Here is a 19,875-nt window from a genome sequence, read left to right on the forward strand (position 1 = left end):
GGCGGTGAGAAGGGGGAGCGATGGACATCGCGGGCGCGCGGATCAGGGCCGCCCGAGCCACCGCCGCGCTCAGGCGCCCACGCAGTGGCTCAGCCATGCGCGGCCTGGCCGCCGAGCTCGCCACCGCGGTCCGGGCCAGACCCCGCTACCCCACCGACGTGCGGTCCCTGTGCCGGGCGCTGTGCGAGGAGATGAGCACCCGGCGCGGCGGACGCCCCGTCGAGGTCCGCTTCGAACGCTTCCCGGACGAGATCGAAGTGACCGGCCTGTGGGTGGAGTTCCAGGACTTCGACCTCGTCATCGTCGAGGAACGGGCCGAGGCCGTGCAGCAACTGGTCATACTCGGGCACGAGCTGTGGCATCTGCACGCGGGGCACCGCCATCACCCGGGGGCGGGTGCGGCGGCGGCCGACGCGTTCGCCGACCGGCCGGGGTGGGAGGACATCGCGCTGACCGTGGCCGCCCGCAACGGCTCCCGGGAACGGGACGAGTCCGAGGCCGATGCCTTTGGACATCAACTGGCGGCGCGCTGCCGGGCACTGCTGCCGGGCGGGCGCGGACCGGACGTACCCCTCGGCCCCCTGCAGCGGTCGCTGGGCTACCGGGGACCGCGAGGAGGTGCGGCCCCGTGACGACGGTGGCGCTCACTCCGGCCGAGTTCGTCAACCAGTTCTATCCGAACTTCTGGTGGATCCCCGCGGGAGTCCTCGCCGCCGCCCTGGCCATCAAGCTGCCGAGCATCATCCGGCTCTGGAAGGACCCGCTGCTGCGCGCGGTCGGCGGGCTGCTGCTGCTCGCCTGCGCGGTGTTCGTCTTCGTGGCGCCGTCGACGATCGCCCGGGTCAACCGGCTCACCGGGGTCGCCAACTTCTCCGGCCCCTGGGTCTACTCGCTGCTCACGGCCTTCTGCGCCTCCTGCCTGCTGCTGATCATCTCCTGGCGCAACGGCCTGTCCGACCGCTCCGACCACACCCGGCGCGCGATGCGGGGGGTCGTGGTGGTCTATGCGAGTGTGATCGTCGCGATGTGGGTGCTGTTCGCTCTCGCGGACGTACCGGAGGAGCGGCTGCGGGATCTCGACACGTACTACGCGAACACCCCGTACATGCGCGAGATGATCGTGCTCTACCTGCTCGCGCACACCCTGGCCGCGCTGGTCACCAACGGGCTGATCTGGAACTGGGTCCGCACGGACGGGCTCGACTCGCTGCTGCGCTGGGGGCTGAAGTTCCTCGGCGTGGGCTACGCGGCGCAGTTGCTCTTCGACGCCGCCAAGGTCAGTGCCGTGGCGGCCCGTTGGTCCGGGCGGAACGTGGACTGGCTGAGCACGGCCGTCGCCCCGCCGCTCGCCTGCCTGTCCGCCGTGCTCATCGCGGTCGGCTTCATCCTCCCGCACGCCGGGCAGTACCTGCACGGCCGCTGGCACGTCCGGCTCGCCCTCCACGAACTGCGGCCGCTGTACCTGCTGATGAAGACGGTCAACGGCGCGGGGGTCCCGTTCCTGCTGCGCGCGACACCGGAGCTGCGGCTGGTGCGCCGGGAGACGTTCATCCGCGACGTGCTGCTGCCGCTCGCCCGGCACATCGACGAGAACCGGCGCGAGCGGTTCCACGACGCCGCCCTCGCCCTCGGCCACCCGCCCGACCTGGCGAAGGCACTCGCCGCCACCGCGGCGATCCTGGACGCGATCGACGCCAGGAACCGGACCGGGGAGGACGACGGCACCGGTGCCCGCGACACCACGGACCTGCTGCGCGAGATCGGCGCCGTGTCCCGGGTGTTGCGCCGCCCGGAGGACCTCCGGGCGATCCGCGCCCTGGCGCGTGACACCAGGGGCGGCAAGTCGCTCACCGGCTGAACCGCACAGGGGGGCCGCGGGGACGGTACGTGAAGGTACGGTGAGAGCCGTCCGGGGCGGGTCCCGCATGGCTCGAAACCGGTGTCGGCGGAGGGTGTTGTGCGCTGCGCGGCTGTGGCCGGACGTCGGGGAATGCCCGCAGGGCTTAAGGAGCCTTCATGGCTGAGTGCGAGGAGTCGCATGTCGCGTAGAGCAGTCGTCATCGGTGCGGGTCTGGCCGGAATGCTGGCCGCGGCGGCCCTGTCCGCCGTCGCGGACGAGGTGGTCGTGCTCGACCGCGACGATCTGCCCGAGGGGCCGGAGCACCGCAAGGGCCTGCCGCAGGGACGTCACGCGCATCTCCTCATGGCCGGCGGGCTGGCCCCCATGGAGGAGCTGGTGCCGGGCGTGAGCATGCGCAAGCACCTGCTCGCCGCGGGTGCGCACGAGATACCGCTCGGCTCGGGCATGGTCGCCCTCACGCCCGAGGGCTGGCTCCGGCGCTGGCGTCACCCGGGCCCGAGCATGCTGACCTGCACCCGGGCCCTGCTCGACTGGGCGGTGCGGGGCGCTGTGCTGGACAGCACCGCGGTGGTGATCCGCAAGGCGCGGGTGCTGGAGCTGACGGGGTCGCGGCAGCGTGTGACGGGGGTGCGCCTGTCGACCGCCGCCGGGGAGGAGGACCTCGCCGCCGACTTCGTGGTGGACGCGAGCGGACGCGGCTCCCGGATCGTGCACTGGCTGGCGCGGCTGGGCGTCGACGACGTGCGCGAGAAGACGGTGGACGCCGGTCTGGTGAACGCCACCCGTCTCTACCGCGCTCCCGAGGGGGCCGGGCGTTTTCCCCTGACCATGGTGCAGGCCGATCCGTATCGGGGACGGCCCGGCCGCAGCGGCATGGTGCTGCCGATCGAGGGGGACCGCTGGATGGTCAGCCTCGCCGGCACGCGGGGCGGCGGCGAACCGCCGTCCGACCCGGACGCGTTCCTCCGGTACACCCTGGACCTGCCCGACCCCATCGTGGGCCGTCTGATCTCCGGCGCGGAGCCGCTCACCGAGGTCCACGTCAGCCGCAGCACCAGCAATCACCGCCGGTACCTGGAGAAGGTCCGCTCCTGGCCCGACCGCCTCGTCGTCCTCGGTGACGCGCTGGCCACGTTCAACCCCGCCTACGGGCAGGGCATGTCGGTGGCCGCGCTGGGCGCCCGGGAACTGGACCGCGAGCTGCGGCGGTCCGGACTCGACGAGCCCGGGCTCGCCCGGCGTGCGCAGCGGCGGGCGGCCAGACCGGTGGAGGCCGCGTGGACGATGGCGGTGAGCCAGGACGTCTGGTACCCCGGGACGCGCGGGGGCTCGCCCGGGGTCGCCGACCGCCTGGTCACCGCCTACACCCGCCGCATGATCCGCACGGCGACCGGCTCGTACACGGCGGCGTCGGCGCTCTGGGACGTGATGAGCATGACGACGGGGCCGACGCGGCTGCTCCGGCCCTCGACCGTGCTGGCGACGCTGAGCGGGCCGCCGTTGCCGACGGCGGTGGGGGCGCCGCTGACGGAGGACGAGCGGACGGTCCTGCGGCGGCTGGACCACACGGGACGCTGAGGCTGGGGCTGGAACCGGACTGCGACTGGGAGCTGGGACTCGGACTGCGTCTGGGGCTGGGGGTTGGGACAGGGACCGGGAGCTGGGACAGGCTGGGGGCTGGGACTCGGACTGCGTCTGGGGGTTGGGACAGGCTGGGGGCTGGGACAGGGACTGGCGTGTCCGTCCGGGGTCCGCGCCCCGGCGGCGTACGCGCCTGCGAGCCTCTCGGGAACCCGGCCGCCCTCGCCCCGCCTCACCTCGCGTCAGCCCGCGAACGGCGGGTGAGCCAGTCCCTTCCCCGCCCCGGGCACCACGAACAAGGACCCCGCGAGCGCGGGCGGCTCGGTGAGCCCCACGCGAGCCGTGGTGATGTACAGATCGCTCAGGTCGGCCCCGCCGAAGGCACAGGCCGTGACCAGCGGCACCGGCAGGTCGATCACCCGGTCCAGCTCACCGTCGGGGGTGTACCGCCGCACCGCGGACCCCTGCCACAGGGCGACCCACACGCACCCCTCGGCGTCCACGGTCAGCCCGTCCGGGAAGCCCGCGCTCTCCTCGATCTCGGCGAGGGTCCGCCGCCCGGTGATCCGCCCGTCCACGTGGTCGAAGACGTCGACCCGCCGGGTCGGGGAGTCGATGTAGTACATGAGGCGCCCGTCGGGGCTCCACCCCGTGCCGTTGCTGACGGCCACGTCGTCGAGCACCACGTCGACCGAGCCGTCCCCCGTGACGCGGGACAGCGTCCCGCCCCCGGGTGCCTCGTCGTAGCGCATCGTGCCCGTCCACAGCGCGCCGTCGGGTGCGACGGCGGCGTCGTTGGCGCGGCGGCCGGGGACCGGCTCGTGGTGGAGCCAGCGGAAGCCGCCGTCGGGGTCGAGGAGGCCGACCCCGTCGCGCAGGTTCAGCACCAGCCCGCCGCCGGCGCGGGGCTTGACGGCGCCGATGTGCTGTTCCGTGCGGCGCACGGAGCGGCGTCCGGTGACCGGGTCGTAGGTGTGCAGGCGGGAGCCGAGGATGTCGATCCACAGGAGACGGCCGGTCGCCGCGTCCCAGGTGGGTCCCTCGCCCAGCTCGGCCTCGGCACGCACCGCGACCTCGTACGACGTCGTCATGCCATGCTCCGGTGCCCGAGGTGCTCGGACAGTTCGGCGGCGCCCTTGGCGGCGAGCTGCTCCAGCTCGGCCCGGCGCTCCTCGCTCCAGCGGATCATGGGCACGGAGATCGACAGGGCGGCGACGACCTGCCCGGTGCGGTCGCGGACCGGCGCGGCCACGCAGGACACGTCCGGGTTGGACTCGCGGTTCTCCACGGCGAGGCCGCGCTCACGGATCTCGGCCAGGGCCTCGCGCAGGGCGGCCGGGTCGGTGATGCTGTTGGGGGTCATCGCGACCAGCTCGGCGCTGTCGGGGATGCGCGCGGTGAGCTCCGGCTCGGGAAGGGAGGCCAGCAGCATCTTGCCGACGGACGTGCAGTGGGCGGGCAGCCTGCGGCCGGCCGCCGACACCATCCGCACGGCGTGCGTGGAGTCGACCTTGGCGATGTAGATGACGTCCGTGTCCTCGAGGATCGCCACGTGCACGGTCTCGTCGCAGGTCTCGGCGACGGTCCGGGCGACCTGCTGGCCCTCGGCCGCGAGGTCGAGCTGCTCGGAGTAGCGCGCACCGAGTTGGTACGGGCGCACGCCGAGCCGGTAGCGTCCGGGCTGGCCGGGCACCTGCACGATGTACTTCCGGGCGGCGAGCGTGGTCACCAGCTCGTGCACGGTGGTGCGCGGCAGCTGGAGCCGGCGCACGATGTCGGGGGCGGAGAGCGTCCCGTCCCCGTCGAGAAAGAGCTCGAGAATGTCGAGAGCCCGGGTCACAGCTGGTACGAGGCGTCCCACGACCGGCACCCTCCCTAAATGTCTCAGGCGCCTGTGTTCGAGATTTCAACAGGCGATCGGCATGACGAACACAGGCTAGCCATAGAGGAATGCCCGGGCAATGGGCAGAGGCACGCAATGGGCGCGGGGCACCGGCGGGAGCCGCGTTCCTGCGGCGGCTCCCGCCGGTGCCCCGTGGGGTCCGGCGTCGGCGGCCGGACCGGGAGGGCCGTGGATCAGGGGAAGTCGGCCCTGGCCTTGTTGACGAGCCGGGTCAGGTTGTTGCCGCCGGCGATGGCGTTGTAGTTGCCGGACAACCCGCCGTTGGCTCCGGCGCTGGCCACGCCGACCACGAAGGGGCCCTCGGGCCAGAAGCCGAAGACCGGGCTGCCCGACATGCCCTTGAGGAAGTCGCCGGTCTTGGTGATCAGCATGCGGCCGCCGCCGAGGTCGAAGTCGTCCTCGTCGAGGAAGAAGCCGGTCTGGAAGTTCGCCGCCGTGGCGTGGATGAGCGGCTCGTAGGCGATGTTGAACCAGTTCGCCGTCTCGTTGTCCCAGTCGGAGTCGTAGGTACGGCAGCCGAAGTGTCCGAAGCCGTCGCCGAGCCTGCGGTCCAGCATGACGACCGCGTAGTCGTCGTCGGCGTTGCTGTAGGTCACGTCCACGATGTGCTCGTAGGCCATGATGTGGGTCGCGCCCGCGCTCGCGAGCTGGGTGGAGCCCTGCACCATGCTGACGGAGACGGTGAGCGCCTGCCAGTCGATGACGTGGCTGGCGGTCAGCACGTGCCGCGGCCCGATCAGCGCGCCGGACCCGTTTCCGGACCCGGAGAACACCCGGCAGGACAGCACCCAGGGGAAGGTGCGGTCGTCGTAGGGGTGGCGGCCGTCGGGGTTGAAGACCAGGAGCGGCTCGAGTTCCTGTCCGGCGAAGACCAACTGGGGCGGTTCGCCGACCTGGAAGCGGTTGGGTTCGAGCCGGATGTCGTCCTGCCCGTTCGGCATCGAGGGCGCCAGGTCGGGCGCCGGCTGCTCCTGTGCCGTCGGGGTCTTCACCGGGACGACGGTCGACTTGGGCAGTTCGACGGGCTTGAAGCCGTTGGGGTCCGGGGCGTCGTGCTGAGGGACCTGGAGGGGGGAGGTGCGGATCTCCGCGGCGGAGAGCGGAGGGCGGTTCGAGTCCGGGGTGCCAGGCATGGGGGTGCTCCACGGATGGGTGTGCCGGTGGAGGGGCGCGAGGTGAGAGGGACGCGAGGGCCCGCGCCGGGATCGGGGGCGACCCGATGAAGTTGAATGTTGTGCCGTCCTGTTGAGGACGCCGCGCGGGCGTCGTGCCCTGCGCTCCCTTCCATCAAACCTCGGATCCGCCCGTCGCGCATATGCACATCGGGGCCTCCGCGGCGGCGAGATGAGCCCGCGAGCGCGGCCGGGCACTGCGGTTGCGGCGGCCTGCGCGGCGTGCGTCACTGGCCGAAACCCCACCTTCTCACTCCGAGGGGCACCACCATGTCCGATCACCTTCCCCACCGTACGGGCGCCGTCGCCGTCTGGTCCGACTTCTGCGCCGTCTCGCCGAGCCCCGAACTGCGGGAGCGGTTCCTGGAGGAGCGGCAGCGGATCGAGTCCGCCTCGCCGCTGGGCGGCCAGTTCGTCCTGGGCGGCGAGCCGCGCCACCCCGGCTTCAACGACGGCACGATCAAGCCGCCTGACGAGTTTCCCGTGGGCACTCCCCGGGAGTCCATCGCGGCCGCGGCGGCCGAACGCGCCCCGCTCACCGGCGCGGTGCGGGTGGTCGTCGTCCTCGCCGACTTCGACGACAAGGAGATGACGGCCACTCAGGAGCATTTCGAGGAGCTGTTCTTCTCCCTGGGTTCGATGCCGCACGGCAGTGTCCGGGAGTACTACCGGGAGGCGACGCACGGCCTGGTCGACATCGTCGGCGAGGTCGTCGGCCCGGTGCGGCTGCCGAAGAAGGTCTCCTGGTACGCCAACGGCAACTTCGGCATAGGCCGGCCGTCCGGGGAGGCCCGGGCGCAGCTGATGGCCCGGGACACCGCGATCGCCGCCGACCCGCAGATCAACTACGCGCCGTACGACAACGACGGCAACGGGTTCGTCGACGCGTTCATCGTCGTGCACGCGGCGCGGGGCGGCGAGGTCACCGGTGACTCCGGGGACATCTGGTCGCACAAGTGGGTCCTGCCGAACGCCTACAACGCGGACGGAGCGCGGATCTTCGCCTACCTCACCATTCCCGAGGACGCCAAGATCGGTGTGTGCGCCCACGAGTTGGGACACCTCGTGTTCGGTTTCCCGGACCTGTACGACATCGACGGCTCGTCGGAGGGCGTCGGCAACTGGTGCCTGATGGGCGGCGGTTCCTGGGGCGGCGGCGGTGACGTGCCGACGCATCCGTCGGCCTGGTGCAAGCTCGACCAGGGCTGGGCGACGGTCGCCAACGTCACCGGCTCCGCGACCCTTTCACTGCCGGACGTGAAGAACAGCCACCAGGTGCACAGGCTGTGGACCGGAGGGCTGCCGGGCAGCGAGTACTTCCTGCTCGAGAACCGCCAGCGCACCGGCTACGACGTCTCGCTGCCCGGCGACGGGCTGCTGATCTGGCACATCGACGAGCACCGGCCGGACAACACCGACGAGACCCAGTACATGGTGGGGCTGGTGCAGGCGGACGACGAACGGGAGCTGGAGTTCGGGGTCAACCGCGGCGACGCCGGGGACGCCTACCCCGGCAGCTCCGGCAACACCGCGTTCGGCGCGGCCACCGCCCCGAGTTCGCACTCCCACGCGGGCGCCCCGACCGGCGTCTCCGTCACCGGCATCTCCGCGTCCGGCCCGACGATGACGGCCACCGTCGGGGTCACCGTGCCGGGCCCCGTCCACCTGCCGGTCCGCTCCGGCGCCGCCCGCACGGAACCGGCCGCCGAGACCGGGCTGCACGAGATGGTCCACGCCCTTCAGGCCCGGCTCGACGCGCTGGAGCAGCGGATGACCGGCGACGCGCGCCGGCCCGAGCCGTACGCCGAGGCGGGCTCGCGGCCCGAGCTCAACGGCGCACCGCGGGCGGCGAACTCGGGCGCGGGCGGTGTGGGGCACTCCTACCGCCGGTAGGCGGTCGCGGCGGGCGGCGGCTGACCGATGGAGGTGACCGGCATGGTGCAGGCGATGGAGAACCTCACCGCGCTGACCACGCGCCTGGTCTCCTCCGGTCCGGACCCGCGGCTGGCGGGCTGGGACCGGCTGGTCGTCGACGTGCTCGACGCCCGGCCGGTCTCCGGCTACGCCGACCTGCTGTCCCGCTACGCGGGCGGACGCCTGGACGTCGCCGTCCCCGCCGAACGCGTGGCGGGCCTGCCCCCCGGCACCGTCCTCCGGCTGCGGGCGAAACTCGCCGGAGGCCGGGCACTGGCGGAACGGCGGCCACCACCGGGCATGTTCACGACGGAGCCACCGAGCTGAGACACCCTCCCCGCGAACGCATGCGGGCCTGCCCCGGCACCGTCCTCCGGCCGCGGGCGAAACTCGCCGGAGACCGGGCACTGGCCGAACGGCGGCCACCACCGGGCAGGTTCGGGTCCGGGGCGCGGTGCTGAGATGCCGTCAGGGGCGTCGTCGTCCCCGCGCCACCCCGAGCTCCCCACGCAACCGCTGGGCCCGCAGCACCAGTTCCAGTTCGAAGCGGCGGTCGGGGTCGTCGATCTCGTCGCCCCACAGTTCGCGGATCTGGCGCAGGCGGTAGCGGACGGTCTGGGGGTGGACGCCGAGGCGGGTGGCGACCTCGGGGGCGCCGCCGCGGGTCTCCAGCCAGGCCAGGAGGGTTTCGGCGAGGCGGCGGCCGTGGGTGGGGCCGCAGTGGGTGAGGGGGGCCAGGCACCTGAGGGCCAGGTCGTCGATGAGTTCCTCGGGCTGGAGGAGGACCAGGGCCTCGGTGTGCTCGGTGCAGTAGAGGACCTCGCCGGAGGGGAGGAGGCCGCGTTCCATCAGGCGGACCGCCGCCTCCGCCCAGCGCAGGGACTTCGCCGCGTCGGTGAGCGGGACCGGCGGGCCGATCGCGCCGGACCAGCCGGCCAGGGCCCGGTAGACCAGCTCGGGGCGGCCCGCCGCGTCCGGTTCGGGCACGACCATGCGGGGCTGCTCGTACTCCATGTCGAGCAGGACGCCCTGGCCGACCGCGGGGGCCATCGCCTCACGGGCCGGGCGCAGCAGCACGCCCACCGCGACCTTCGCCGGTAAGGGCCAGCCGATGCGGGCGGCGCGTTCGGTCAGGGCCTCGGCCGGGTCGCCGCGGTGGTGCTCGGCGAGCAGCAGCTCCATCAGGCGGCGTTGCAGGCGCAGGCGTTCGCCGGCCTGGCGGGCCGCCGCCTCGGCGTAGCCGCGTACGGACTGGTCGACCAGGCCGTCCAGGTACTCGTAGCCCGCGTCGACGAGTTCGTACATCGCCGGGGGCGGGATCTCCACGCGCTGGCCGATGTCGGCGAATCGGCGCCAGGCCAGGCGTACGCCCATGCGGTAGATGGCCTGGAGGGAGTCGAGGGAGCGGCCGTCTCTGCCCTCGCCGCGGCCGAAGTCCTGGAAGACGCCGGGCGGGACGGTCGGGCGTCCCTCCGAGTGCTCCAGGTGCTGCACGAACACCTCGATGGCGCGGCGGATGCCGACCAGGGCCATCGGTTCGCCGGAGTCGTCGAGGACGACGGGCAGATGCGGGTACTCGCGCTGTATCTCGCAGAGGATCTCCTCGGCGAGCGCGGGTGCCTCCGCCATGGCGATCGCGGCGAACCGGCGCACCTGGAAGCGCGGTACGTCGTGCCAGGCCGAGCGGGTCGTGACGGCTGCGGTGCGGGCGGCCGTCACCGTCAACCCCCCTGCCCGTCCTGCTCGTACGTGATCAGGGGGGTGTTGGGCTGGTCGGGTGTGGCTTCGAGCAGTGCGACCACGCCAAGGGCGGCGCCCACGGCGAGGGCGGCTCCGAGCGCGACGGTCAGCGCGGCAGCGAGCAGTCTGGACATCGCAGGGTCAGCCTCTCTGTCCGGATCCGTCCGGAGAACATCCGGAGGTTTCCCCACCCCGGCGTCCCGTCCCTGCCTGTCGCGCCCAGTCTCGACAAGCATTGACACCCCGTCAAGAGCGGCCTACGGTTCCCGGCCCAACCGCACGCGCCGTTTCCCGAGCCGTGTCGGCCCTCTCGTACGTCGAGCCGTCCCAAGCCACTGGAGTGCCCGGATGCGCCGTACAACCTCTCCCTTTTCCCTGGTCCTGCTGGGTCTCGGCACGTTCCTGCTGGTGCTGGCGCCCCTGCTCGCCTGGTACGTGGAGCCGCGTGCCGCGGTGAACCCGATCGACATCGACACCACCGCCGTCTACACCGGCCGGGGCAGCGTCTTCGACACTGACCGGATCGAGACGGTGGACGACCGGACGATCACCGTGACCCAGCGGGTGCGGGGCAACGTCGAGGACAGCGAACGCAGCGGCAACGCCATCTGGGACGTGACGACCACGGTCGACACCGACAAGTCGCTGCCGGCCGCCGATCCGCACGACGCGCTGGACTTCGTGCCGCACCGCTGGGTGATGGACCGCGAGACCACGCGGCCGGTGCACTGCTGCGGGGAGAAGCCGTACATCGAGGGTGAGGCGTATCTGAAGTTCCCCTTCGACGTGCAGAAACGCTCCTACCAGTGGTGGGACAACACCCTCGGCGACACGGTGGTGCTGCGCTACCGCGGCACCGCGAAGGTCCAGGGGTACACCGGCTACAAGTTCACCGGCTCCGTGCCGCCGACCAAAACCGGCACGCGCATGGTCCCCGGCAGCCTCGTCGACCAGCCGAACCGGCCGCAGGTGCTGGCCGAGGAGTGGTACTCCAACCATGGCTTCGAGCTGGTCGTGGACCAGGCGACGGGCCGGGTGATCTACGCGCAGACCGGCCCGAGGCGAACCCTGCGGGCGCCGGGCGGCGAGAAGGACGCGGCGGTGCTGCTGGACAGCCCGAAGGTCTCGTTCACGACCGCGACCCAGAAGGAGGCCGTGCGGCAGGCGAAGCGGGACAGCGGACAGCTGCGGATGGTGGGCACGACACTGCCGATCGGGGCGGCGGTGGGCGGCTTGGTGCTCGCGGTGGTGGGTGGCGTTCTCGTGGCGCGCGGGCGGAAGGAGCCGGAGAACCCCGTTCCGGCCGATACGTCCGGAACGCCCCAGCCCTCTCTCACGAAGTGATGTGACGTCAGTTCTAACAAAGCCCGAAATTGTCACGTCGGTGAGTAGCCGTGGCGAACGTCCGGGCGAAAACTGTCCAACCCCACCCCAGCACATCCCGTCCACACTCCCCTCCCAGGAAGAGCTCAGGCTCCCCACGAGCCGACTCCTCCGTGACGAACGCACCCCCCACGTTTTCCCCACGCTGAGTTCCGCACCCCGAGACGAGTTGGAGCACCCATGCCCCAGCACGTACCCTCCACTCCCCCACTCTCGGCTGCGCTCGAGCTGGGGGACCCCCACCGCGCCGCGTCCCCCAGCGCGCAGCACCCCCCGGCGCTCCCCCCACATCCGCGCCGGATCGTCTTCCTCGCCCATCGTGATCTGGACAACCCGTCCGCCGGCGGCTCCGAGCTGCTGGTCGACAAGCTCGCCGACGGCCTGACCCGACTGGGCCACCAGGTGACCCTGCTGTGCGGGGGGCCCGCGGCCTTCCGCGACTACCGGGTCGTGTCGGCGGGCGGCCCGTACGGGCACTACCTGCGCGCACGGTCGGCCTTCACCCGCCGGGTCGGCGACTGCGACCTGCTGGTCGAGGTGTGCAACGGCATGCCGTACCTGGCGCCGCTGTGGCATCACGGGCCCACGCTGACCCTGGTCAACCACGTCCACACGGACCTGTGGAAGATGCGCTTCGGCGGGCCGCTGGCACCGGCGGCACGGATCGGCCGAAGACTCGAGCACTGGGCGCTGGCCGGGTCGCAGCAGCGGAACCTGCTCGTCGCCGTGTCCTCCTCGACCGCCCACGCGCTGCGCGCGATCGGGGTCGAGCGGGACCGGATCAGGGTCGTGCACAACGGGGTCGAGGAGCCGGGCCCGCGGGCCGACCGCTCGGCCGAGCCGCTGTTCGTCGCCGTCGGGCGGCTGGTCGAGTACAAGCGCATCGATCTGCTGCTGCGGCTCTGGGAGCGGGTGCGGCCGGTGACCGGCGGCCGGCTGGTGATCGTCGGAGACGGGCCCGAACGGGAACGTCTCGAACGGCTCGCCGGTCCCGGTGTGGAGTTCACCGGGTATGTGACGGAAGCCGAGAAGCACCGGCTGCTGTGCGCGGCCTGGCTGTTGCTGCACCCCTCCGCCGTGGAGGGGTGGGGCCTGGTCGTGACGGAGGCCGCGGCCCGCGAGACGCCGAGCGTCGCCTTCGACGTGCCGGGGCTGAAGGACTCCGTGGTGGACGGTGAGACCGGCGTTCTCGCCCGCGGCGAGTCGTCGTTCGCCGCGGCCTGGTGTGCGCTGGCCCTGGCCGGGCGGGAGCGGGAGTTGATGGGGAAGGCGGCGCGTGAGCGTGCGGCGCGGTTTCGGTGGGACCGGACTGTGCGGGCGTTCCGGGTCGTCGCCGCGGAGGCGGTGAGGGGCTGGGGACCTTGAGGCGGCGTGCGGTGGTCCGTGGCTGGTCGCGCCCACGTGGCGCAGCCGCGCACGGTGCAACCCCGCGCCCCTCTCACCAGGACCCCTCGTTCCGGAGATCGCTTGCCCTGTTCCGTGCCTTCCTCCACGAACAGGATGATCCCGACAGCTGTTACGCGTTGCTCGCGCGCGACGCCGTGGACCAGGTCGAGGCCTACGACGGTCCGGTCGCGGGGCGTACCGTCCTGGACATCGGCGGCGGCAGCGGCTACTTCACCGAGGAGTTCCGGCGTCGCGGCGCCCATGCCCATCTGTTCGAACCGGACATGGCCGAGCTGGGCGAGAAGCCACCGGGCGGCACGGTCGTCGCGGACGGGTATCTGCTGCCCCTGCGGGACGGCGTCGCGGACGTCACCTTCTCCTCCAACGTGCTGGAGCACGTGGCCGATCCGGAGACGTTCCTCAGCGAGCTCGCCCGGGTGACGCGGCCCGGTGGGCTGATCTACGTGTCCTTCACCAACTGGCTGTCGCCGTGGGGCGGGCACGAGTGGGCTCCCTGGCACTACTTCGGTGCCGCGCGGGCCCGGGCCCGCTATCTGCGGCGGACCGGCAGACCCGCCAAGCACACGCTCGGCGAGAACCTGTTCGCGGTGCACATCGGCTCGACCCTGCGGCAGGTGCGCGCCCGGGACGACGTCACGGTCGTCTCGGCCCGCTCCCGCTACTGGCCGTTCCTCGCGGAGGCCGTCGTCAAGGCGCCCGGCATCCGCGAGTTCGCCACCTGGAACCTCCTCCTCATTCTGCGGCGGTGTCCCCCATGACAACCACGGTCCAGGCTCCTCCCCCGGCAGCCGTCCCCACCACCGCGACCGCCTCGGGCCCGCCCGACGGCCCGCGGTCGCGGCGCTGGCTGCTGGGTTTCTGGGCCGTGGTGTTCGTGCTGTTCCTCGCGGTGCGGCCGGGGCGGCAGACCTTCGACACCAAGCTCGGTGTCACGGTCGACCCCGGGCAGTTCCTCGCCGACCTCGGCCAGTTGTGGCACGACCGGGCCGGGTTCGGCGGCATCCAGGACCAGTACGTCGGCTATCTGTGGCCGATGCTGCCGTTCTACTGGCTGTGCGACCTTCTGCGGCTGCCGGTGTGGCTGGCGGAGCGGCTGTGGCTGTCGCTGATCGTGTCCGTCGCCTTCTGGGGGGCGTTGCGGCTGGCGGAGCGGCTGCGGGTGGGGAGCGGGGCGTCCCGGCTGCTGGGCGCGGTGGCGTACGCGCTGTGGCCGCTGTTCACGACCGTCATCGGGTCGACGTCGGCCGCCGCCCTGCCCGGCGCGTTCCTGCCGTGGGTGCTGCTGCCGCTGACGAACGAGCGGTACGCGGCCCGGGTCGCGGCGCTGCGGTCGGCGCTGCTCGTGCCGTTCATGGGCGGGGTGAACGCGTCGGCGACGCTGGCCTCCCTGCTGCCGGCCGGGCTGTATCTGCTGTCCCGGCCGCCCGGCCCCCGGCAGCGCAAGCTGATCGCCTGGTGGGCACCGGCCGTGCTCGTGGTGACGGCCTGGTGGTGGGTTCCGCTGCTGCTGCTCGGGATCTACGGCGAGAACTTCCTCCCCTACATAGAGACGGCGCAGACGACCACGGACACCATGTCGGCGACCGAGGCGCTGCGCGGCGCCGGGAACTGGGTCGCCTATCTGCACCTCGGTGAGGCGTGGCTGCCGGCCGGCTGGGCCGTGGCCTCCTCCGTCATCGTGATCCTCTGCTCGGCTCTCGCGGCCGGCCTCGGGCTCGCCGGACTCGCCCGGCGGGACATGCCCGAGCGGCGGTGGCTGGTGCTGACGGTCCTGGTGGCCGTGCTGGTGCTGCTCGCCGGGTACGGCGGGGCGTTCGGGGCGCCGTTCCACGGGGTCGTGCAGAGCTGGCTGGACGGGTGGGCGTCGCCGTTCCGGAACATCTACAAGTTCCAGACCGGTGTGGCGCTGGCGCTCGCACTGGGTCTGGCGCATCTGGTGGGTGTCGCCGCCGAGCCGCGCGGGGCCCGGCGGGTGCGCGGGCGGCGCCTCGCCCCGCTGATCGCGGCCGTGCTGATCCTGCCCGGACTGCTGTGGCCGTACCTCAACGGGTCGATCCTCAACCCGGGTTCGTTCCAGAAGCTCCCCACCTACTGGCAGGCCACGGCCGACTGGCTGGAGAAGTACTCGCCCGATTCGCGGGCCCTGGTCGTCCCGGCGACCGCGCACGGCGTCTACTCCTGGGGCTCCCCCGTCGACCAGCCGCTCGACGTGCTCGCCGAGTCGCGGTGGGCGCAGCGCGACTACGTGCCGTTCGGCACGCCCGGCAACCGGCGCGCGATGGACGCCGTCGAACAGGCACTGCTGTCCGGCTCCCACGTGCCGGGTCTCGCCGACTACGTGAGCCGGGCCGGGCTGTACTACGTCGTCGTGCGCAACGACCTCGACCCCGACCAGATCGGCTATGTGCCCACGGCGACCGTCAAGCGCACCCTGGAGCAGTCGGGGTACGAGCGGGTGACCGGGCTCGGGCCGGTGATGACCGGCGGCCGGATCGCGCAGGACGCGCCGCTCCAGGTGGAGGGGCTGTACCCGCGGCAGCGGGCCGTGGAGATCTACCGCCCGACGGGTGCGGACGTGGTCCGGCCCGGCCAGGCGGGGCTCGCCCCGGTCGCCGACACGGCCGTGGTGTCCGGCGGGCCGGAGGCGCTGCTGCCGCTGGCGGAGCGGCTGCGCGGGCGGGCGACCGTCCTGACCGGCGACAACCACCCGGGGCTCGGCACCCCGGCCGTGCAGGTGCTCGGTGACGGGCTGCGGCGGGCGGACACCCGGTTCGGGCTGGTCAACGCCGGCACGTCGTACACGTACACCCGGGACGAACGCAACGCGCCGGACGCGCTCCAGGACCCGGGTGAGAAACCGCGCCAGATCCTGCCCGCCGAGGGCACCGGTCACCAGACGGTGGCCGAACTGCGCGGCGCCCGCTCGGTGTCGGCGTCCTCGTACGGCAACTGGCTGTTCCACCTCCCGCAGTACGACCCGGTGAACGCCTTCGACGGCAACCCGGACACCGCGTGGGCGGAGGGCGCGCCGGACACACCGGACGGGCAGTGGCTGCGGATCGGCTTCACCGGCTCCTACGACATGCCGTCCTCGTTCAAGGTCACGCCGCTGCCGCAGGAGAGCGTGCGCGCCGCCGCGACGAAGGTCCGGGTGGAGACCGAGAAGGGCGAGAGGACCAGCTTCCTCCGGCCGAACGGCATGACCCAGCGGATCAAGGCCCCTGCGGGCGCGACGGGTTGGATGAAGCTGACGATCGTGGACTCCGTGGAGCGCCGGGCCGGTCTGACCGGCGCGGGCTTCTCCGAGATCGACCTGCCGGACGTGCAGGTGACGCGGCTGCTGCGGCTCCCGGCGGACGCCGAGGACGCCACGTCGGCCGCGACCGTCGTCTCCCTGCACCGCGCCTCCGATCCGACGGGTCTCTCCGCGACCGGCACCGAGGCCGGACTGCACCGCCGCTTCACGACGTCGGCCTCCGGGACGTACGAGGTGAAGGCGAGCGCGGTGCCGGTGCCGGGCGAGGAGTTCGACAAGCTGCTCTACGAGGTGGCGCCCGAGCAGCAGGCCCGGATCGTCGCCACCGCCGACTCCACGGCGAGCCTCGGCGCGGGCCTCACGGCACGCAACCTCACCGACGGCGACCTGACGACGGCGTGGATCGCGGGCGACCGGCCGACGATCCACCTGCGCTGGGAGGGCAAGCAGCCGGTCGGCGAACTGGTCCTGGCCCCCGCGGGCGGCCTGTCCGCCCGGGCCTCCGAGGTGCACATCAGCTCCCCGGACGGCGCGGCCATCGCCGGAGTCGACGAGAACGGCTGGGTCCGCTTCCCGCCGATCACCACCGACCGGCTCGACATCACGATCACCGAGACGGCCCCGCTGACCCTGCACAACCCGGTCGCCGACGAGGACCTGCGCCTCCCGGTGGGCCTCACGGAGGCCTACCTGCCCTCCCTCGACCAGTACCGCACCCCGCAGCCGGACGGCACCCGGACGTTCTCCCTCCCGTGCGGCAAGGGCCCGGACGTGGCGCTGGACGGCGAGCTGTACCAGACGAGCGCGAAGGGCACCGTGCGGGACCTGGTGGAGCGCCGGGGCGTGGAGGTGACCCTCTGTCAGGACGGCCGGGGCGACGCCGAGGTGCGGCTCTCCTCCGGCGACCACCGGCTGGAGGGCGGAGACGCCGGCCCGCTCGCGCTGACGGACGTGACCCTGACCCGGGGCACGGTGCCCGAGGCCGCCGCGGCCGGGCGCGACCTGCGGATCCGGGACTGGCTGGGCGACCGGCGCGCGGTGACGGTCGGCTCGGGCGCGGCCTCGTACCTCACGACGTACGAGAACTTCAACGACGGCTGGAAGGCCACCCTGGACGGCAAGGAGCTCACCCCGGTGCGGCTGGACGGCTGGCAGCAGGGCTGGCGGGTCCCGGCAGGGGCGGGCGGCAACGTGACGCTGTCCTACGAGCCGGCCACGACGTACGACGCCGCCCTGATCGGCAGCGGCGCCGGGATCGCGGTCCTGCTGGGCCTGGCACTGTGGCGCCGTCGCGCCCCCAACCCCGACGCTCCGCAGCCGGTCCCGCCGCTGCCCGGGCTGTGGCTCGGCACGGTGGCGCTGACGCTGGTCGGGGTGGTGATCGCGGGCTGGTTCGCGCTGCTGGTCCCGGCGCTGGCGCTGCTCGCAGCGCGGCGGCACGCCCTGCTGGTGCCGATCGCCTTCGCCGCCCTGGCCGGTGCCGGCATCGTCGCGGCATTCGGGGCCGGGGAGCCGGTGGGCGCGGGCGAGGGAGCGTTCGGGCACCTGGCCCAACTGCTGGCACTGATAGGCCTGTTCGCGGGGCTGGTGAGCCTGCGTGAGGAGCCGCCCTCGGAGGCGCCGACGCAACAGTTGCCGAGGACGCGGACCGGGGAGGGCCGGCCCGTATGACGGCACCGGCACGCATCCCGTTCCCGGTGGTGGACGAGGTGTCCCGGCACTGCCTCCAGGAGGCCGAACCGGAGACGGTCCACATCGAGGTCCACCTCCCGGGCCCCCTCGACCACGCGCGGCTGCGCAAGGCGTTCCTGGAAGCCCTGCACCGGCATCCGCGGATCCTGATGCGGGAGGCGCGGGGGCCCTGGTACCGGCGGCAGTACGAGTGGGAGCTGACGCCGGAGCCCGATGTGGAGGTGGTGACCTTCGCCCCGCCGGGCCGCGCCCTGCACGAGGCCCGGACCCGGGCCCTCACGGACGCCCCGCCGCTGTCGATGTCCCCGCCGATCCGGCTCGAGGTGGTGGACTCGGTCCTGCTGCTCACCATCAACCACACCGCCCTGGACGGCCCGGCGTGCCTGCGTGTGCTGGCCACGGCCGCCGAGCTGTACGGGGGCCGGGACAACGCCCCGGCCGCGCCCCCGACCCGCGCCGCCGAACCCCGGCAGGAGGTGCCGGACACCCCGGCCGGCTGGGCACCCCCCGCGCGGGTGGCGCGCGGCACCCCCGAGCCCTCCCCCGGCAACGGCCTGCTCGTCACCGAACTCCCCCTCCCGCACCGCCCCAAGGGTTCCCCGTACACCGTCAACGACCAGCTCATGGTCACCACGGCCCTGACCATCGCCCACTGGAACCGGGAGCACGGCGCCCGCCCCCGCCCCCTGCGCATCACGATGCCCGTGGACGATCGCCCCCGCGACACCACGATGCCCATCGGCAACGGCACCCGCCTGGTGGAAGTCCCGTACGCGCCGCGGGAGCTGGACGTCACCGACATGCCGGCCCTGCTGCGCCGCACCGCGGAGCGGACCCGCGCCCTGAAGTCCCTCCCCCGCCCCCAACTCGGCCACGGCGCGGCCCTCCTGACGTCCCCCTGGGCGCCCGTCACCGCCCGCGCCGCCCTCACCCGCACCCTGCGCAGGGCCGCCGCGCCCTGGACGTCGACGACCCTGCTCAGCAACATCGGCCGCATCCCCTACCCCCTGGACTTCGGCGAGGAGGCGGGCCGCGCGCACGCGGTCTGGTTCTCGGCGCCGGCCCGGATGCCACGCGGCCTGACCGTCACCACCGCCTCCACGGCCGGCCGTCTCCACCTGGCCCTGCGCTGGTCGAAGGCCCTGCTCGGCCACGGCGACGGCGCCCACCTCCGCGACCTCTTCGAGCACTACCTGCACACCACGGAGGTGACCCCGTGACCGCACCGACCACCACCGGGCCCCCGCCCCGCGACCTGCGCGACTTCTACGAGAACCCGGCCGTGCCGGTCGCCTCCGGCACCCCGCGCAGCCTCCGCCAGGCCCGCATGCTGGCCCGGGCCCTGGGCGGCCCGGCGACCACGAGCCCGCGGACGATCATCGACATCGGCTGCGGGGACGGCACCGCCGCAGCCACCGCCGCCCCGCTCCTGCCCGGCCACCGGGTCATCGGCGTCGACTGGTCCCAGGACGCCCTGCGCCGCGCCCGCACCCGCATCCCGTACGCGGTGCGCGGCGAACTCACCGGCGGCGGGCTGCCGTTCGCCTCCGGGTCGGCCGACGCCGTGCTGTTCAGCGAGGTCGTCGAGCACCTCGTCGACCCGGACGCCGCGCTCGACGAGATCCGGCGGATCCTGCGCCCCGGCGGCCATCTGATGCTGTCCACGCCGAACCTGGCCGCCTGGTACAACCGCGGCCTGCTGCTGGCCGGTGTGCAGCCGGTGTTCTCGGAGGTCAGCCTGCGCGGCATCCACGGCCGCCCGGGCAAGGAGGTGGTCGGGCATCTGCGGCTCTACACCGCCCGCGCGCTGAAGGAGTTCGTCACCGCGTCCGGGTTCACCGTCGTCGGGCTCGAAGGGGCTCCCTTCCACGGCGTGCCGCGCCCGCTGCGCCCGCTGGACCGGCTGGCCTGCGCCCGGCCGCAGCTCGCGTCGATCCTGCTGCTGCACGCCAGGAGGACGTAGCCC

16 protein-coding genes are annotated in these 19,875 nt (G+C 73.1%); 11 read left to right on the forward strand and 5 right to left on the reverse strand.

The window, feature by feature from the left end:
• Nucleotides 1-20 precede the first annotated feature (20 nt).
• From QOL88_RS12050 to QOL88_RS12060, 3 genes are all read left to right on the forward strand, one after another.
• Nucleotides 21-632 carry a toxin-antitoxin system, toxin component family protein gene (locus QOL88_RS12050; RefSeq protein WP_179878840.1) on the forward strand — a complete coding sequence of 204 codons (612 nt, stop codon included), beginning with the start codon at nt 21-23 and terminating at the stop codon, nt 630-632.
• Nucleotides 629-1,858: a DUF6545 domain-containing protein gene (locus QOL88_RS12055; RefSeq protein WP_097216436.1), complete on the forward strand. Its 1,230-nt coding sequence runs from the start codon at nt 629-631 to the stop codon at nt 1,856-1,858. The genes QOL88_RS12050 and QOL88_RS12055 overlap by 4 nt, the downstream gene beginning before the upstream one ends.
• Nucleotides 1,859-2,038: 180 nt before the next feature.
• Nucleotides 2,039-3,439, forward strand: coding sequence for an NAD(P)/FAD-dependent oxidoreductase (locus tag QOL88_RS12060; protein WP_097216437.1), 1,401 nt, complete (start codon nt 2,039-2,041; stop codon nt 3,437-3,439).
• A 245-nt stretch (nt 3,440-3,684) separates the two neighbouring features.
• On the opposite strand, the gene QOL88_RS12065 is transcribed toward QOL88_RS12060, so the two are convergent.
• The 3 genes from QOL88_RS12065 to QOL88_RS12075 all read right to left on the reverse strand — a co-directional run bounded on the left by QOL88_RS12065 (nt 3,685) and on the right by QOL88_RS12075 (nt 6,478).
• Nucleotides 3,685-4,533: an SMP-30/gluconolactonase/LRE family protein gene (locus QOL88_RS12065; RefSeq protein WP_097216438.1), complete on the reverse strand. Its 849-nt coding sequence runs from the start codon at nt 4,531-4,533 to the stop codon at nt 3,685-3,687.
• Nucleotides 4,530-5,303, reverse strand: a complete 774-nt coding sequence (locus QOL88_RS12070) for an IclR family transcriptional regulator (protein ID WP_097222954.1) — start codon at nt 5,301-5,303, stop codon at nt 4,530-4,532. The genes QOL88_RS12065 and QOL88_RS12070 overlap by 4 nt, the downstream gene beginning before the upstream one ends.
• A gap of 215 nt (nt 5,304-5,518) precedes the next feature.
• Entirely contained in the window at nt 5,519-6,478 is a 960-nt protein-coding gene (locus QOL88_RS12075) for a trypsin-like serine peptidase (RefSeq protein ID WP_097216439.1), read from the reverse strand.
• Between the two features lie 309 nt (nt 6,479-6,787).
• Between QOL88_RS12075 and QOL88_RS12080 the strand changes: the two genes are divergently transcribed.
• Nucleotides 6,788-8,410, forward strand: coding sequence for a M6 family metalloprotease domain-containing protein (locus QOL88_RS12080; protein ID WP_179878841.1), 1,623 nt, complete (start codon nt 6,788-6,790; stop codon nt 8,408-8,410).
• A 42-nt stretch (nt 8,411-8,452) separates the two neighbouring features.
• Nucleotides 8,453-8,758: a hypothetical protein gene (locus tag QOL88_RS12085; protein WP_097222956.1), complete on the forward strand. Its 306-nt coding sequence runs from the start codon at nt 8,453-8,455 to the stop codon at nt 8,756-8,758.
• Between the two features lie 141 nt (nt 8,759-8,899).
• On the opposite strand, the gene QOL88_RS12090 is transcribed toward QOL88_RS12085, so the two are convergent.
• Nucleotides 8,900-10,150 carry a PucR family transcriptional regulator gene (locus QOL88_RS12090; protein ID WP_097216440.1) on the reverse strand — a complete coding sequence of 417 codons (1,251 nt, stop codon included), beginning with the start codon at nt 10,148-10,150 and terminating at the stop codon, nt 8,900-8,902.
• A 2-nt stretch (nt 10,151-10,152) separates the two neighbouring features.
• Complete coding sequence (locus QOL88_RS12095; RefSeq protein WP_179878842.1) at nt 10,153-10,305, reverse strand: hypothetical protein; 153 nt, start codon at nt 10,303-10,305, stop codon at nt 10,153-10,155.
• A 214-nt stretch (nt 10,306-10,519) separates the two neighbouring features.
• Between QOL88_RS12095 and pgfA the strand changes: the two genes are divergently transcribed.
• The 6 genes from pgfA (at nt 10,520) to QOL88_RS12125 (ending at nt 19,872) form a co-directional block, all read left to right on the forward strand.
• A complete protein-coding gene (gene pgfA / locus QOL88_RS12100; protein ID WP_097216441.1) occupies nt 10,520-11,515 on the forward strand; it encodes a cell envelope lipid trafficking protein PgfA in 996 nt (331 codons plus the stop codon).
• A 219-nt stretch (nt 11,516-11,734) separates the two neighbouring features.
• Nucleotides 11,735-12,919, forward strand: coding sequence for a glycosyltransferase family 4 protein (locus tag QOL88_RS12105; protein ID WP_283445891.1), 1,185 nt, complete (start codon nt 11,735-11,737; stop codon nt 12,917-12,919).
• 107 nt (nt 12,920-13,026) lie between these two features.
• Complete coding sequence (locus QOL88_RS12110) at nt 13,027-13,719, forward strand: class I SAM-dependent methyltransferase (protein ID WP_097222957.1); 693 nt, start codon at nt 13,027-13,029, stop codon at nt 13,717-13,719.
• Nucleotides 13,716-17,888 (forward strand): alpha-(1->3)-arabinofuranosyltransferase domain-containing protein, encoded by a 4,173-nt coding sequence (locus tag QOL88_RS12115; RefSeq protein WP_097216442.1) that lies wholly within the window; start codon nt 13,716-13,718, stop codon nt 17,886-17,888. The genes QOL88_RS12110 and QOL88_RS12115 overlap by 4 nt, the downstream gene beginning before the upstream one ends.
• Entirely contained in the window at nt 17,885-19,129 is a 1,245-nt protein-coding gene (locus QOL88_RS12120; protein ID WP_097216443.1) for a condensation protein, read from the forward strand. The genes QOL88_RS12115 and QOL88_RS12120 overlap by 4 nt, the downstream gene beginning before the upstream one ends.
• Complete coding sequence (locus QOL88_RS12125) at nt 19,126-19,872, forward strand: class I SAM-dependent methyltransferase (protein ID WP_097216444.1); 747 nt, start codon at nt 19,126-19,128, stop codon at nt 19,870-19,872. Before QOL88_RS12120 ends, QOL88_RS12125 begins: the two co-directional genes overlap by 4 nt.
• Nucleotides 19,873-19,875 lie beyond the last annotated feature (3 nt).

The organism is Streptomyces sp. Ag82_O1-12 (assembly GCF_900182715.1).
Lineage (GTDB): Bacteria > Actinomycetota > Actinomycetes > Streptomycetales > Streptomycetaceae > Streptomyces > Streptomyces massasporeus.